At 46.5% G+C, this 15638-nt stretch carries 15 protein-coding genes; 12 read left to right on the plus strand and 3 right to left on the minus strand.

The genetic code is table 11. The features are described from left to right. Positions 1-130: 130 nt before the first annotated feature. The 5 genes from Q4T40_03735 (at position 131) to Q4T40_03755 (ending at position 3835) form a co-directional block, all read left to right on the plus strand. Positions 131-964 carry an HNH endonuclease gene (locus tag Q4T40_03735; protein MDT8900351.1) on the plus strand — a complete coding sequence of 278 codons (834 nt, stop codon included), beginning with the start codon at positions 131-133 and terminating at the stop codon, positions 962-964. Positions 965-1102: 138 nt separating this feature from the next. After that, positions 1103-1966 carry a hypothetical protein gene (locus Q4T40_03740; protein ID MDT8900352.1) on the plus strand — a complete coding sequence of 288 codons (864 nt, stop codon included), beginning with the start codon at positions 1103-1105 and terminating at the stop codon, positions 1964-1966. A 66-nt stretch (positions 1967-2032) separates the two neighbouring features. Further along, positions 2033-2641, plus strand: a complete 609-nt coding sequence (locus Q4T40_03745) for a hypothetical protein (protein MDT8900353.1) — start codon at positions 2033-2035, stop codon at positions 2639-2641. A 107-nt stretch (positions 2642-2748) separates the two neighbouring features. Further along, positions 2749-3321: a hypothetical protein gene (locus tag Q4T40_03750; GenBank protein MDT8900354.1), complete on the plus strand. Its 573-nt coding sequence runs from the start codon at positions 2749-2751 to the stop codon at positions 3319-3321. 169 nt (positions 3322-3490) lie between these two features. Continuing rightward, positions 3491-3835, plus strand: coding sequence for a hypothetical protein (locus Q4T40_03755; GenBank protein MDT8900355.1), 345 nt, complete (start codon positions 3491-3493; stop codon positions 3833-3835). Positions 3836-3938: 103 nt separating this feature from the next. Here the strand turns inward: Q4T40_03755 and Q4T40_03760 are convergent, their stop codons facing one another. The 3 genes from Q4T40_03760 to groES all read right to left on the minus strand — a co-directional run bounded on the left by Q4T40_03760 (position 3939) and on the right by groES (position 7683). Further along, positions 3939-5378: a nicotinate phosphoribosyltransferase gene (locus Q4T40_03760; GenBank protein ID MDT8900356.1), complete on the minus strand. Its 1440-nt coding sequence runs from the start codon at positions 5376-5378 to the stop codon at positions 3939-3941. 383 nt (positions 5379-5761) lie between these two features. After that, on the minus strand, positions 5762-7378 hold the full coding sequence (gene groL / locus Q4T40_03765) for a chaperonin GroEL (protein ID MDT8900357.1): 1617 nt from the start codon (positions 7376-7378) through the stop codon (positions 5762-5764). A 20-nt stretch (positions 7379-7398) separates the two neighbouring features. After that, complete coding sequence (groES, locus tag Q4T40_03770; protein MDT8900358.1) at positions 7399-7683, minus strand: co-chaperone GroES; 285 nt, start codon at positions 7681-7683, stop codon at positions 7399-7401. Between the two features lie 475 nt (positions 7684-8158). Between groES and Q4T40_03775 the strand changes: the two genes are divergently transcribed. From Q4T40_03775 to Q4T40_03805, 7 genes are all read left to right on the plus strand, one after another. Next, positions 8159-9172, plus strand: coding sequence for a glycosidase (locus Q4T40_03775; GenBank protein ID MDT8900359.1), 1014 nt, complete (start codon positions 8159-8161; stop codon positions 9170-9172). 44 nt (positions 9173-9216) lie between these two features. Then, the gene (locus Q4T40_03780) at positions 9217-10224 is read left to right on the plus strand and encodes an NDP-sugar synthase (GenBank protein MDT8900360.1); all 1008 of its coding nucleotides are present in this window, start codon (positions 9217-9219) and stop codon (positions 10222-10224) included. Positions 10225-10271: 47 nt separating this feature from the next. After that, a complete protein-coding gene (locus Q4T40_03785; protein MDT8900361.1) occupies positions 10272-11450 on the plus strand; it encodes a glycosyltransferase family 4 protein in 1179 nt (392 codons plus the stop codon). A 2-nt stretch (positions 11451-11452) separates the two neighbouring features. Beyond that, positions 11453-12532 carry a glycosyltransferase gene (locus Q4T40_03790; protein ID MDT8900362.1) on the plus strand — a complete coding sequence of 360 codons (1080 nt, stop codon included), beginning with the start codon at positions 11453-11455 and terminating at the stop codon, positions 12530-12532. Next, entirely contained in the window at positions 12495-13850 is a 1356-nt protein-coding gene (locus Q4T40_03795; GenBank protein ID MDT8900363.1) for a phosphomannomutase/phosphoglucomutase, read from the plus strand. The genes Q4T40_03790 and Q4T40_03795 overlap by 38 nt, the downstream gene beginning before the upstream one ends. Positions 13851-13923: 73 nt before the next feature. Next, entirely contained in the window at positions 13924-14475 is a 552-nt protein-coding gene (locus Q4T40_03800; GenBank protein ID MDT8900364.1) for a 50S ribosomal protein L25, read from the plus strand. Between the two features lie 81 nt (positions 14476-14556). Further along, positions 14557-15624, plus strand: coding sequence for a class I mannose-6-phosphate isomerase (locus tag Q4T40_03805; protein ID MDT8900365.1), 1068 nt, complete (start codon positions 14557-14559; stop codon positions 15622-15624). The last annotated feature ends 14 nt before the right edge of the window (positions 15625-15638 follow it).

Here is a 15638-nt window from a genome sequence, read left to right on the forward strand (position 1 = left end):
TTTGTTGGTTGTTTTCTCCAGAATGATAAATTTACCTTTTTCTTTATAGAACAACATTGTATATTTGAAATGGCAGTATGATCAGGCATAAGAAAAAGCTTTTTAGTAATTATATGGAGGATGAAGTATTATGAGTCGTGACAATTTTGACATGACTACAAAGGAAACGCTTGCTAAACGAGTCGGTTTTAGATGCTCCAACCCTAATTGTAGAAAATTAACTAGCGGTCCGCAAATAGATTCAGCAGGATCAATTAATATTGGCGTTGCGGCACATATAAGCGCAGCATCTTTAGGTGGTCCAAGATATGATTCTCAGCTAACCTCAGAAGAAAGAAAATCAATTGACAATGGCATATGGCTTTGCCAAAATTGTGCCAAACTGATTGATAATGATTCAGTACTATATTCCAGTGATATTTTGCTTGAATGGAAGCATCTCTCAGAAAAAGCTGCTCTGTTAGAAATACAAAATAATGGCGTGATTAATCTTGTAGATGATCGAGAAATAATTAAATTTTTTGCGCAATGTTTTGACCGTCCAGCGTTTCAAGATCCATTTGATCAAGAAGGGTCAATGGAGAATTTTGATAAAGCTATAGAAGATACTATCACTGCTATTAATACAGGGGCACTAAGAGCAAGGGATGGGGGAGTACTTCAAAAATCAAAGGGGAAAGCCTATTTATCTAATCCATTATGGCGCAGGAAAATGGACGCCATTGGCGATTTACTACGCGCATTACGCGAAAGGTATGAACTAGCTGTAAGGACTAATGATATCCATCTGGGTTCGACAAGTGATGAACGACAGTTTTACTGTATTAACGACAGGCAATTAGGTGCTTGGTTTGATTTGACGCGTGCTGAAATACTAAAAATATTTTCGGAAATATGCGGTGAAGCCGGGATTTCTAGTGAGTTTCAATTCCCACGGCATAGGCGATTTTGGCGGGATAGGTAATAGATTTATTAATGCCCCAATAGTAGCAGCCACAGCGGCTGGGGTCTCTACGTATTGACCTTTTTAAAGTTCATCCTGACTTCAAAATAGTGAATGACACATTGGAAATTAACCTGAAAAGATGAAGGAAAGATAGATATGCTTCTAGCGGTAGATAAAGCCTTTCTGCGAGAGTTTGTCAGCCTTCCATATATGGGGAAACCAGTTACTGCCATAGGGCTGTATCGCGCGGGGTGTGAATGTGATGATACGGCGGTGTTAGTACATAAAAATGTTTTGCTACTGGATGAAGACAAGGCAGCCAAGAAAGCCAAAAAAGAAGGCGACTCGCCCAGAGTTCAAATCGTTGTCATTGCCAAGTTGCTAGCCGAATTTGTAGGTGGGCTAGAGGATCTAGGTGCATTATGTTTTGCGATAAAACACAGAAATAAACAAAGCATTTTTAAACGGTATGTCCTAAGTGAAACAGAACATGGGCAATTCCATCGGTTTATAATAGATTCCATTGATCAGGGCATTGAGTTGTCTGAAATGCTCAATATTCCTCATGTGGATGACTTAAAACGACAATTCGCCCACGACCCGGAAAAATACAATGGTTTTTCTCAGCTATATCAGCAATCTGCTATACAAATTATAGAAGCAGCAAAGAGATATAAAAATCTTGGAACTCATGTCGGGGATATTCCTAACCCTAGGGATTATGCCTATGTGATTTGCGATGCTCTGGATACTTTAAAACCTCAAAAGCGGGAAACGCGGGGGGTGTTGGTACGAGCCTACAATAAAATAAAACATCGATTTTTAGTTTTTGAAGATAGAGAGAGTCTACTACAAGCAATGGAGAAGCAAGATTTAGGTTTAGAAATAGGGTGGTATATGTTATCTAGAAAACCTGAAGATGTTTGGGATCTTTACAAAATGACTATGGGAGTTTCGCAGTGTTTATTTACAGTTGCTGGTTTACTGATAATCCTTGAAGATAATGGGGTAGATTTATAAAAGTGAAGAGAAGTTGATGATTCTGTATTTTAACTGCTGAAAAGTGAAAAGTTGGAGGAGAACTTTATGAATTGCAGGGGTGAGCGACGTAGACAACAAATTGTAAATAATTATTATGTTAAACCAATAGCTCATTTGAGATTATTAAATGGACAAACAAAAAGAAGTGATGCCGAAGCAAACCTTAGTGATACGTATTATATTTTTGAGTGTAAACTAAAATCTAATGTTAATAATATTGAAACTATTATCTGCGGGAGTGGTGCTGGAAAGCATTTCTTACAGTTGTTAAGTCAAGAAAGCCCAGCACTTTTTGATCCACTAAAGTTTCATGGAATGGGAGAAAGTGGTGCAGGCGGAGGAGATACTATCGAGGACAAATGGAACAGTACAGCTAAACAGTTATACAATGCAATTCAATGGTTAATTATTTGTTGGGATATTATACCTAGAGGACCAATGATAGCAATTAAAGAAGAGGTGGTTAGGCTTCACAGCCAGAAACCTACCTTTTCTCAAATTAAGGCAATAAATACTATACTATCCAAAGATCATCAAAGAAGAAAATTGACTGAGATGATTAATGAATTTCGTAAAACAAATGAAATAAAAAGATATGAGTTTGATTTGTTAACTCAAGAGTTGGAAGAGAAAAGGATTGACTCATATTTTTAACGAGAATAACGCCTAATCAGCGACTGATTTTGATTTAATGAAATGAGTTGATCTACTATCTGACTTGGGGAAAATAGTCCTTGATAGGCGGAAATGGAGTGTGCAATATGGGGTTAGTTATTCATAGCTTAGAAATGTTATCTCCTCAAGCTGACCGTGAGTATTATGTTTATATACTTGATTATGGTTGGGATGAACCTTTGTGTAATATTATTAGGGACAACTTTTATAAACTATCAGCTTTAGCATGCAAGACTAAGTCTGCGGTTATTATAGGTACTGGGGAAGATATGGGACATTTTGATGACGAAGTACTGTCTTGGCATAGTATTAATGGAGAAGATGCAACGGACTTACTACCTGCTATTTTGATTACTAAAACAAATCCACATCAATTTAAGAACCGTTCCAGAAGGGCAAGGAACTTAAGTGATAATGATGAACAGTTTAAGTTTGTTTTGATTCCTTTGAGAAAATGTTGCAAGAGTACGACTGATGTAATGCCTTTAATAACTTCAATTTTTAAGGACATACAAAACAAAAAGGATTTAAGCAGATTTCAAATAACCCAAGAACAGAAACACGGAGTGGGAAGAGCCATAGTAGATTCAATTATTTTGGAACCTAATTTCCATGGGATAGGTTTTAGTTTTAAGAAATTCAGAGAGTTTATGGGATAGGCCCTTACGTATAAGGCTAAGACAACTCCAGAAGTCGTACCTGCAAGTGGTTGGCAACCAAAAAAAGCTTGGTGCTACTTTGAATTCTTGTGATTGAATAATACCTCAAGTAGGAAATAATGGATATAACGAGAATACTTATGTACAGAATCACATAGGAGGTAAAACTATGGAATTCAAATTTACGACTTATGAGCCGAAGAAGAGAACTAAGGCTAAACAAGTTGAACCTTTGGCCGAAGTAAAGACGAATGGTCGCATCGTATTTAATAAACTTGCCGCAGCTTTATTGGAAAATAAACCTTATTGTATGCTGGCTTACGACAAAGAAAACAAAGCAATCGGGATTTTACCTATTGATGCCAAGGAACTAAATGCTTTTGCTATCCGGCATACTAACAGTGGAGCTTATGTCGGGGCCAAGAAGTTTTTAAAGGACACCGGCCTGTTGCCGAGTGCCAATGTTGCTCACACCCCGGTAAAAGCAGGACAGTACATAGCCGTAAAGCTATAGGGCGGGGCGGGAGAGATCCCGCCCCCTATCAATTATCGGATAGTAGCGGGATTTTATCGAGCAGTCCAGAAATCCACCAGCGGACCATCATAGTTTTTTGGCACTATTTCCCATGCATGCCATTAATAAGCTCTTTTTTCAGGCTACAAAGAACATTTGAAAGGTCGACTTTGACGGGATGCGGGTTAACCAGCCTGCGGGATTCGTCCCAGAGAGTTTTCAGTTCACGCGCGGTATATGCCTGAATAGCGGCGAGGTTAGCAACCGGGATGAGCCGTCTACCGCCTTGCATGACAAGGGACAGCATTTCTCGTTTTTCATAACTCCCCGCCCTTAAAGTCATCTTTTTCCATGGGTGGGTTTCGTCAGCCACTGTCAAGGTTTCTATCTCGCTAAGCGACTCCTGTCTCAGAGTAATTAGTTCAACCTTAATTTTCCCTGTTGCCTTGTCATAAATCCGATAGACGGCTTTTGTCCCCGGATTGGTAACCTTTTCAGGGTTTTCCGAGATCTTCAGTTTGGGGATTTCGTTGCCTGCCTTATCATATTCGGCGGCAAGCTTGTATACCCCGCCGAGGGCCGCACAACCATCGCCGGTAATAAGCTTGGTACCGACGCCCCATTCTGTAATTTTGGCCCCCTGAGTTTTAAGTTCTTGAACGAGATGCTCGTCAAGGTCATTGGAAGCACTGATAATCGCATTGGTAAACCCTTCGGAGTCCAACATACGCCGGGCTTCGCCGGAAAGGTAGGCGAGATCCCCGCTGTCTAAACGAATTCCGTAACGCAACAGCTTAATGCCGCGGCTCTTAGCGAGTTGGAACGCTTTTATTGCGTTCGGCACACCCGATGTTAGCGTGTCAAAGGTGTCAACAACCAGTATGGCGTTTTCGGGATAAAGCTCGATAAACCGTTCAAAAGCTTCAAATTCGCTGGCGAACGACATGACCCAGCTGTGGGCCATCGTCCCGACGACCTTTGCGCCGAACATTTTCCCGGCGAGTACGTTGGATGTAGCGTCACACCCGCCGATTATCGCCGCTCGGGCGCCAAACACACCTGCGTCCATACCTTGGGCCCTGCGAAGGCCAAATTCCAGCACAGGGTCGTCCTTGGCGGCCCAACGAACCCGGCTCGCTTTCGTAGCAATAAGGCTTTCATGATTGAGAAAGGTTGAGAGCGCTGTTTCCACCAATTGCGCTTCGATACGACGCGCCTTTACAATAAAGAGCGGTTCACCGGGAAAGGCCACCGATCCTTCCGGCATCGCATAGACATCACCAGTAAATCGAAACGACTGCAGATAGCGCAGAAAATCTTCCTGAAAGCCTCCCAGTGTTTTGAGATAGGCGATATCATCGGCGGTAAAAGAGAGGTTTTCCAAATAATCCAGGGCATGATCGACACCGGCAACGATCGTGTATGCACTCCCATAAGGATTTATGCGGTAAAACCGTTCGAACACCGTGATATCGTCGGCTTTACCGGTTTTATAATACCCCTGCATCATCCTGAGCTGATAGAGATCGGTTAAAAGCCCCAGGTTGTTAGATATTGGTCACACCTCCAGCTCGAAATTTATAACTTCCAAACCACATTCATCAGCGATAGTTTTGGGATGGTTTAGCCTGTTGGTCATTTTCTAAATAAGCAAAGTCCTTTTTACAGTTACGAAAAATTGCGTTTACCACTTCTTGCGAGGATTTTCCACTTGTTCTTTTGGCCCAAATGAGTGTCTGTATAAGCCGGTAAAATCTTATACTTTCTTCTAGGCTTCTCATGGTCAGCATACCTCACTGATCAGAAAATATGAAGTTTTTTGAATACTGCACGCCTTAAAGGCCTTTAGCCATAGCGGCCGGTAAAATTACAACAAGCGGGGCAGCAAGCGCCTGCCCCGCAATAAATAATCAAAAATATATTAGTCTACATCATCCCGTCCATGCCGCCGCTAGGCATAGGTGGCGGTTCTTTTTTCGGCTTGTCGGCAACCAAGGTCTCGGTGGTAAGAACCATGGCGGCGATGCTGGCCGCATTTTGCAGGGCAGAGCGGGTTACCTTGACCGGATCGACGATACCGGCGGCAATCATGTCGGTGTATTCTTCCGTCAGAGCATTGAACCCAATTCCCTTGCCTGCTTTTTTGGCGTTTTCAACAATGACTGAACCTTCAAGGCCGGCGTTGTTGGCGATCTGCCGCAGCGGCTCTTCTACGGCGCGTTTTACGATGGCTACGCCGGTCGCTTCGTCACCGGAAGCCGCCACCTTGTCGAGAACAGGCAAAGCATCGATAAGGGCCGTGCCGCCGCCGGGGACAATTCCTTCCTCAACCGCGGCGCGGGTCGCGTTGAGCGCGTCTTCAATACGGAGTTTCTTTTCTTTCAGTTCCACCTCGGTAGCGGCGCCGACACGGATAACGGCTACGCCGCCGGCCAATTTAGCCAGACGCTCCTGCAGCTTTTCCTTATCGTAGTCGGAGGTAGTTTCTTCGATCTGCGCTTTGATCTGGTTGACACGGCCCTTGATTTTATCAGCGGAACCGGAGCCTTCGACAATCGTGGTTTCTTCCTTGGCCACGCGAACCAGACGGGCCTTGCCAAGGTCGCTGATTTCGACACTGTCCAGCTTGCGGCCGAGTTCCTCGGTGATCACGTTGCCGCCGGTCAGGATAGCGATATCTTCCAACATGGCCTTGCGGCGATCGCCAAATCCGGGGGCCTTTACGGCAACGGCCCGGAAAGTGCCGCGGAGTTTATTGACGACAAGGGTGGCGAGCGCTTCGCCTTCGACATCTTCGGCAATGATCAAAAGTTCTTTGCCTTGTTTGACGACTTTTTCCAGCAGGGGAAGCAAGTCGGCGACCGCACCGATCTTGCGGTCGGTGATAAGGATGTAAGGCTCGTTGAGCACAGCCTCCATCTTGTCGATATCAGTAATCATGTGCGGCGATATGTAGCCGCGGTCGAACTGCATGCCTTCCACGACCTCGAGGTCGGTACCCATCGTCTTGGATTCTTCAACGGTGATAACTCCGTCTTTGCCGACTTTCTCCATAGCTTCGGCAATCAACTTGCCGATTTCCGTATCGGACGCTGAAATCGAAGCAACCTGGGCAATGGCTTCCTGGGTCTCGACTTTTTTGGCGTCCTTCTTAATCTCGTCTACCAGCGAATTGACTGCACGCTCAATACCTTTCTTAATGATCATCGGGTTGGCGCCTGCGGCCACATTGCGCATACCTTCGTGAATCATGGCCTGAGCCAGCAAGGTGGCGGTGGTGGTTCCGTCCCCGGCAACGTCGTTCGTTTTTGTGGCAACGACTTTAACGAGTTGCGCTCCCATATTCTCGAAAGGGTCTTCCAGGTCGATCTCCTTGGCGATGGTTACGCCGTCGTTAGTGATAGTAGGCGCCCCGAATTTTTTGTCGAGCACGACGTTGCGACCTTTGGGGCCCAAAGTGACTTTTACGGTGTTCGCCAGCGCATTGACGCCTCTTTCCAGCGCCCGGCGCGCTTCTTCGTCAAAAATAATCTGCTTCGCCATATTGCTTTGCCCCCCCTTATCTATTCAACAATAGCCAGGACATCCCGCTCGCTGAGGATTAAATAGTCCTGTCCATCGATTTTGATTTCGGTTCCTCCGTACTTAGAGAAAACAACCTTGTCGCCTTCTTTTACGTCGAGGGGCACGCGCTGCCCGTTTTCCAAAAGTTTGCCGGTACCTACCGCGACAATCTTGCCTTCCTGGGGCTTCTCCTTGGCAGTATCGGGAAGGACGATACCACTCTTGGTTTTTTCTTCTCTTTCCAAAGCTTTGACAACAACTCTGTCGCCCAACGGCTTGATCATATTCAGAACCTCCTTAGTATAATTTGTGTTAGCACTCCGGGCTGTTGAGTGCTAACAATTTTAATTATAAAAATTTGCCACCGCAAATCAAGAACGAAATTGCTCAAAAAGTTGGATTTAGAGCGGGTTTAGCGAAAAAAATCCACTATTTCTTCAACACGCAGACTGTGGCTAAGGAAAATTACCTCGCGCTTTTTCGTAATAAATCATATGGGACAGTACCATTTATACTGTTATCGTGGCTGTAGCCTGGTCTGCCAGAACTAGAAAGAGAGTCAATGAGGTATCCTGCGTCACGAGTTGAGAAAAATAAATTTTGTTATAAAATTAGTTTTTCTTGCTCTTGACAGGTATATTTTGGGTCGCTAAAATAGAGTTAAAATTACGTTAGCACTCACATAGCCAGAGTGCTAACACACCTCCACTGATTTTTTGTGTGATCCATTTGCATTCAAAATTGGAAGGGGTTTTTTTATTGACGACGCATTTTCAATCAAGACTGCAATGTGTTAGTAGTAATTGCAACGATAATAGTTATAGGGAATTGTTCAGGCGCTACCCCCAGAATCCTATTTTGACGATAAAAGACTGGCCGTATGCTGCAAACACCGTGTTTAACCCGGCGGCAACCAAGTATAATGGAAAGACTTTGCTTCTTGTGCGGGTGGAAGACAGACGAGGCTTTTCCCACTTCACAAAGGCTGTTAGCGAAAACGGGATTGACAACTGGCAGATAGACAGCATACCCACCTTGGAACCGGACCCGGCAAATTACCCGGAAGAAATATGGGGGATTGAGGACCCCAGAATTACCTGGCTGGAAGAGCTTAAAAAATGGTCGGTAGCCTATACGGCGTATTCCACGGGCGGTCCGCTGGTTTCGCTTGCGTTGACGGAGGACTTCACGCACTTTGAGCGTTTAGGGCCCATTGTACCGCCGGACGACAAAGACGCGGCGCTCTTTCCCCGCCGTTTCAACGGCAAGTGGTATTTGATTCACCGGCCCATTCCGGGACATTATGGCGCCATTGGCCATATCTGGGTTTCTTGTTCTCCCGACCTAAAGTATTGGGGCGATCATCATATCCTCTTGAAAGCCCGGAACGGAGGCTGGTGGGATTCCCAAAAAATTGGCCTGTCAGCTCAACCGCTCGAGACTCCGGATGGTTGGCTGATGCTTTACCACGGGGTGCGGCAGACGGCGGCCGGTGCAATTTACAGGCTGGGCTTGGCGCTGCTGGATTTGGAAAATCCATCCCGTGTCCTGAGACGAAGCGACGAGTGGGTCTTTGGCCCGTCGGCACCTTATGAGCGCGAGGGAGATGTTGACGATGTGGTCTTTCCGTGCGGATGGGTGCTGGACGACGACGGCACCGTAAAGATGTATTACGGAGGCGCCGATACGTGCGTTGCTCTGGCAACAGCGTCACTGAGCGACTTGCTCGATTACATAAAGAGCTGCCCTGAATTTGATGCCGAAGGCTTTTAACTGGATAGGGCTTTCGCGGCAGCGTTGCAAGGAGGGATTTTAAGTTGAAAGCACTTTTACTGGCTGGGGGGCTGGGGACGCGCCTAAGGCCCCTCACAGACCATATTCCTAAACCGATGGTACCAATTTTGGGGCAACCCCACCTGAAGCGGCTAATCAGTTATCTTTCCCCAAGCGGGATTGATGAGGTTGTCGTGACTGCGGGTTATCGCGGAAAGGATATAGAACTTGCGTTGGGAGACGGTTCGAATCTAGGTGTCGCGATTCGCTATGTGCATGAAAATACGCCGCTGGGAACTGGGGGTGCCATCAAAAATGCCGAAAAACATTTTGATGGTACTTTCCTTATTTTCAACGCCGACATACTGAGCGAAATCGATGTACAAGCCATGCTAAGGCATCATAAAAAGCACGATGCGGCTGTGACGATTGCCGTGAAACAGGTGAATAACCCCTCCCAATATGGGGTGATCGAATATGATGCCGATTACAGAATCCGTTCCTTCAAGGAAAAGCCGCCGCCCGGCGAGGCGAGCTCAAACTGGATTAACGCCGGCGTTTATGTCTTTGAGCCCGCGGTCCTGCGGGAAATTCCGGCCGGCCTGACCGTATCGGTCGAGCGGGAAACCTTTCCGGCTTTACTATCCCAAAACCACAAATTAGTCGCTTACCGGTATGAAGGTTACTGGTTGGATATAGGCACAACGGACAAATACCTTCTTGCCCACCGGGATATACTGGACGGCAAGTGCAGAACCATCGCCGGACACAGCGGGAGTTATATAAGCCCTACCGCGACCGTCAGCCCCGAGGCTACTGTTGTCGAGCCGGTGTATATCGGCGACAAGGCCATCGTCGACGACAAGGCTGTAATAGGCCCTCATGCGGTTTTAGGTTGCAGCGCTTATGTGGGTTATGGAAGCATGGTCATCGACAGTATTTTGCTGGACGGTGTAAAGGTTGGGCAAAACCTTAAGGTCATAAATTCAGTTGCGGGAAATAACTGCCGCGTTTACGACAATCTAATTAGCGATACATGTTGTGAATTCTGAAAAACCAATAGCTATTTAATAAATAAAACAAAGGAGGCATTGTTTGGATGGGTACCGCCAATCGTATCCGCAACGTAGCCTTTCTGAGCACTTATCCTCCGAGAGAGTGCGGACTGGCTACCTTTACGCAGGACCTGGTACAGGCATTGGACGCTTTTGACGATCTGATCAAGACAAAAGTCATTGCCGTCAGTAACGGGGACTATTATAACGACCCGAGGGTAATGACGGTGTTGTCCCAGTATGACAAATGGAGCTACCTGGACCTTGCGAAAAAAATCAATGAGTCAGATATAGACCTGTTGGTAATCGAACACGAATACGGCATTTTCGGCGGATTCTGCGGCGATTACATTCTGGAACTGATTAAGAACCTCCGGGTTCCCTTCATTACCACCCTTCATACGGTGTTGCCCAATCCCACCTTTAAGCAAAAACAGGTACTGACCACATTGGGTGCGGCCAGTGTCAAGGTTGTCACCATGGCCAGAAACACCGTGAAAATCCTCCAGAATGTTTATGGAATTGATAGCAGCAAGATCGAGGTCATCCATCACGGTGTGCCGTTCCGCCTGCTTGAGTCAAGGGATAAGTTAAAGAAGAAGCACGGCTATGCCAATTTAAACATTATTGCCACCTTCGGTCTTATCAGTCCGGGGAAAGGACTGGAATACGGGATCGAAGCGATCGCGCAGGTCGTGAAAGATCACCCCAATACGCTATATCTGATTCTCGGGAAAACACATCCGGGCGTCAAGAGTGAACAAGGGGAAAATTATCGGCAAAAACTGGCTGCCATCACCGGGTGGCTAGGCATCGAAAACCATGTGCGATTCATTGATAAATACCTTACAAAGGAAGAAATCATCTACTACCTACGGCTATGCGACATTTACCTAACCCCGTATCTATCAAAGGACCAGGCGGTCAGCGGCACTCTCGCCTATGCCGTCGGCTCCGGCAGGGTAGTGATCTCTACGCCGTACTTATACGCGCAGGAGCTATTAGGAGAAGGCCGGGGTCTTCTGGCCGAATTCCGCGATGCCAATTCCATCGCAAAGTGTATCAAGTATGTGTTGGACAACCCCGACAAAAAAAGTGAAATGGAGCGCAGGACGGCGAAGCTGGGCCAAAACATGCTGTGGAACGCCGTGGCTTCCGAGTATTTCGAGTTATTCCTTAAGCTGACGGGTGACAGCAAAGACACCGGAACTAAGGTGAGCTGATAATGGGAAACATTTCAGCGCCACCTTTCAATAGCGACCACATTTTTCGGCTGACGGACGATACCGGAATGTTCCAGCACGCAAAGTTCAGCGTTCCCGATCCCGCTCACGGATATACCACGGATGACAACGCCAGGGCGCTGATCGTGGCGATGCTGTTATGGACGGTATATGAGCAGGAAGAATACCTCGATCTGGCTTACCGATACCTATCCTTTCTCATAAACGCTCAAACTAAAAACGGAAAGTATCGAAACTTTATGTCTTACGGCCGCCTATTTCTAGAGGAGGAAGGCTCGGAAGACTGCTTTGGCCGGTGCCTTTGGGCACTGGGGTATGTCGCGGCGAACCCCAAGACGCCTGATGGCATGAAGGAAGCTTGCAAGATGCTTCTATCAAAAAGTATGCCTAATGTGCCGAACTTACAGTGGCTTAGGTCTAAGGCCTACAGCATTATCGGTCTGAGGTATGTAGCAACCACCCAAGCCTACGACTGTATTCGGGATTTAGCCGGGTCCCTGGCCGACAGCTACAAAAAGCACGCAATAAAAAAATGGCATTGGTTCGAGGACGTTATGACATACAGCAATGCCGTTTTGCCCTGGGCGATGTTTATTGCCGGCAAGGTAGTGGACAACAGGGAGTGGCTGTCGATTGCCGAAGAAAGCCTGGCATTTCTGGAAAAGGTAACCTTTTCCAATGGGTATTTCAAACCTGTCGGGTGTCACGGCTGGTACTCGAAAGACGGTATTCCGGCAAAATATGACGAGCAGCCGCTTGAAGCTTGCGAGACGGCGCTGGCTTATCTTGAAGGATATTCCGTCATCCGCAGGATCGATTATTTATCGAAAGCCAAAAAATGCCGGAATTGGTATCTGGGGCAAAATTCCCTGCAAAAAAGCCTGATTGACCCACAGACCGGCGGCTGCTGCGACGGAATTACGCCGACCGGCTTAAACCTGAATCAAGGGGCGGAAAGTATTATCTCCTATTGCATGTGCAGCTTAATTATTGATGAGATGAATTATGAAGGGGGAGTGAGTAATGGGTTTAGCCAGTCCGGGAATTTTCCGGCAGTATGACATACGAGGAGTACATGGCCATGATTTAACAACTCACGATGCCGAATTGATCGGGAGAGCGTTTGGCACGTTTTTACGCAACAAAGGGGAGAAAGCGGCGATTGTCGGACGGGATAACCGAGCTTCTTCCCCGGAGCTTCGCGAGCAAATTGTAAAAGGGCTGCGGGAAAGCGGAATTGACGTAATAGATATCGGGGTTGTCATATCGCCCGTCTTTTATTACTCAACCCATTTATTCGATATATCCGGCGGCGTGATGATCACCGCCAGTCACAACCCTTCGGAATATAACGGGTTTAAAATCCAGTACGACGGCCGGACGCTATACGGCGATGAATTGCTGGATTTGAAACAAATTATCGATAAAGGAGAGTTTGCCCATGGCGAAGGCAGCATTTCTCTGGCCTATCCGGAAGACGACTACATAAGCCATTTAAAAGAGAAGCTTTTACTCGGGGATAAACGGCTAAAAGTCGTTGTTGACTGCGGCAACGGAACCGCCAGCCTATTCGCACCCAGGCTCCTTTACGAATTGGGTTGCGACGTGATTCCCCTGTACTGCGAGTCCGACAGCTCCTTTCCCAACCACTTTCCCGACCCGGTCAAGATCGAAAATCTTCAGCAGCTTATAAAGGCGGTACGGGAAAACCGGGCGGACGTCGGACTTGGCTTCGACGGCGACGGGGACCGGCTAGGAGTAGTGGACGACCGGGGAAATATCATCTGGGGCGATATGCTGATGATCCTGTTCTGGCGGGAAATACTGCCTAAGTACCCGGGGGCCGACGCACTGGTGGAAGTGAAATGTTCGAATCTGTTGTTCGACGAAATAAAACGCCTCGGCGGCAACCCCTTCTTTTACAAAACAGGGCATTCCCTGATTAAGGCCAAAATGAAAGAAATCAAGGCGGTCTTCGCCGGCGAAATGTCGGGGCACATGTTTTTTGCCGACGAATATTACGGCTTCGACGATGCCCTATATGCCGCGGGCCGGCTGCTGAGGATACTATCGCATAGCGCGGTTCCCTTGAGCCAATTATTGGCCGATGTCCCCAAAACATTTATAACGCCGGAACTGAGGGTGAAATGCTCGGATGCGGATAAGTTCAAGTACGTTGAAAATGCCAAGCGTTATTTTTCAAAAACCGGCCATAAATTTATTGATATTGACGGAGTAAGAGCAATCTTTGAAAAAGGTTGGGGACTGGTCCGCGCTTCGAATACCGGCCCGGAAGTAATCATGCGCTGCGAAGCGGATTCGGAGCTTGAGTTCACGCGGATTAAGGATGAGCTGTTCAAGGCGATAAACTATGTTTAAATATGTTCAAAAATGGCATTATGCTTTTTTCACTCTGAAAAAATAGACTTTTTGCAGAAGGAGGTAATATGCCATGAGTGAATGCATAAGGGCAATTCCCCGCACGGAAAAAGTGAATAAGGTAAGAAAAGACGGATTTGTACCAGGAGTAGTATACGGCGGGAACTTGGCTGGTTCTCAGCCGGTAAAGTTCGAAGAAAAGCGGCTGAAAAAACTGCTGCGACATACCTATGATCCCAGGCTTCAGGTAAAAATTAATAATGAAATTACGCCGTGCGTTATCCAAGAGGTCCAAAGAGACTCGATAACCGGCAAGTTAATCCATATAGCCTTGCAGGTTATAAATGACAAAACCCCCTTGAAAATAAACGTTCCTGTCATATTCAGCGGTCAAGATGTCCTGCAAAGGAGAAGGCTCGCATTACAGATAACAAGACCGGAAATCATGATCCGGGGAAGACAGGAAACGCTGCCGGAATACGTGGAAATCGATGTTAGCACCAAGCGGCTAGGAGATAAAATAACGGTTGCCGACGTACCTCTTAAGAGCAACATAAGGGTAATAAATGCCGCTAATGAAATCCTGGCAGTAGTAACCATAGCCAAATTGGGATTGGCAAGTTAACTTTTAGGGGGATAAATCTACGAGCTTTATTTCAAGGCTCAGAGTTAGACACCTTTTTCATAATATTTTGGAGGAAGGATCATGTTATATCCGTTAAAATTGACGCCGATATATAAACATTCACTCTGGGGCGGCCGCGCGCTGGAAAAGCTCGGACGCAGGTTGCCCAAGGGCCAGGTTGGCGAAAGTTGGGAAGTATCCTGCCATCCTGACGGAGTAAACGTTATTGCCAACGGCAAGTATATAGGCATACCGCTCACCGATTGGATCAAAGCATATAAGGACAAAGCAGTGGGGCGCGATATCTATCTCAAATATGAAGCCCGTTTTCCCATACTGATCAAACTTATCGATGCCAGCGACAAGTTGTCGGTGCAAGTGCATCCTTCCGACGAGATGGCCAAGCAATTGGAAAACGAATTCTACGGAAAGAATGAAATGTGGTATATTCTCTCGGCAAAACCCGACGCCAAGGTTATATGTGATTTCAAGCCGGGATTTAAGCGGGCGGCGGTTAATCGGTATATTGAGGAAAATCGTTTGGAAAAATGGCTGAACTATATTGATATTGAAGCAACCGACGTTATATACGTGCCTGCTGGCACGGTGCACTCCTTGGGCGCGGGAATCGTGGCTTTGGAAATTCAGCAGAATTCGAACATAACATATCGCATCTACGATTATAACCGGGTGACCCAATCCGGAAAGCAGCGCCAGTTGCATATAGAAAAAGCACTGAAGGCCATGAACGATCAACCTAGTACTTTGCAGGGAAAAATACATGGGTTGCGGCGGCTGGATGATTCAAGCTTGTCGGTGACATTTTTAGTGGCAAATGACCATTTCGCCGTAGAACTTTATGAGCTTCACGGCAATATGGAAGAAACCACCGACGGCGAGTTTTTCATTTTTTCAATAGTCGAGGGGGAAGGTGAACTTGTTTTTAATAAAGATTCCTTACCAGTTCAAGCTGTCGAGACGGTTTTAATACCGGCGGCATTAGGCAAATACCAGTTTTGCGGTAAACTAACCATGTTAAAGACATATGTTCCAAAAATCAAGGCACATATCGTAGAGCCGCTGACACGTGCCGGCTACACCTATGCTGAGATAATGAGGAATGTTCATGGTTGCAAGCTATCGGCTTAGCAAGGTCAGTTCCT

It is taken from the genome of Selenomonadales bacterium 4137-cl (genome assembly GCA_032334055.1).
Lineage (GTDB): Bacteria > Bacillota > Negativicutes > Sporomusales > UBA7701 > Anaeroselena > Anaeroselena agilis.

Bases quoted from the DNA above. Each gene is read 5' to 3' on its own strand.
- groES (MDT8900358.1), bottom strand. From the start codon at position 7,683: ATGATCAAGCCGTTGGGCGACAGAGTTGTTGTCAAAGCTTTGGAAAGA.
- Q4T40_03740 (MDT8900352.1), top strand. From the start codon at position 1,103: ATGCTTCTAGCGGTAGATAAAGCCTTTCTGCGAGAGTTTGTCAGCCTT.
- Q4T40_03745 (MDT8900353.1), top strand. From the start codon at position 2,033: ATGAATTGCAGGGGTGAGCGACGTAGACAACAAATTGTAAATAATTAT.
- groL (MDT8900357.1), bottom strand. From the start codon at position 7,378: ATGGCGAAGCAGATTATTTTTGACGAAGAAGCGCGCCGGGCGCTGGAA.
- Q4T40_03790 (MDT8900362.1), top strand. From the start codon at position 11,453: ATGGGAAACATTTCAGCGCCACCTTTCAATAGCGACCACATTTTTCGG.
- Q4T40_03785 (MDT8900361.1), top strand. From the start codon at position 10,272: ATGGGTACCGCCAATCGTATCCGCAACGTAGCCTTTCTGAGCACTTAT.
- Q4T40_03755 (MDT8900355.1), top strand. From the start codon at position 3,491: ATGGAATTCAAATTTACGACTTATGAGCCGAAGAAGAGAACTAAGGCT.
- Q4T40_03800 (MDT8900364.1), top strand. From the start codon at position 13,924: ATGAGTGAATGCATAAGGGCAATTCCCCGCACGGAAAAAGTGAATAAG.
- Q4T40_03735 (MDT8900351.1), top strand. From the start codon at position 131: ATGAGTCGTGACAATTTTGACATGACTACAAAGGAAACGCTTGCTAAA.
- Q4T40_03795 (MDT8900363.1), top strand. From the start codon at position 12,495: ATGGGTTTAGCCAGTCCGGGAATTTTCCGGCAGTATGACATACGAGGA.
- Q4T40_03805 (MDT8900365.1), top strand. From the start codon at position 14,557: ATGTTATATCCGTTAAAATTGACGCCGATATATAAACATTCACTCTGG.
- Q4T40_03750 (MDT8900354.1), top strand. From the start codon at position 2,749: ATGGGGTTAGTTATTCATAGCTTAGAAATGTTATCTCCTCAAGCTGAC.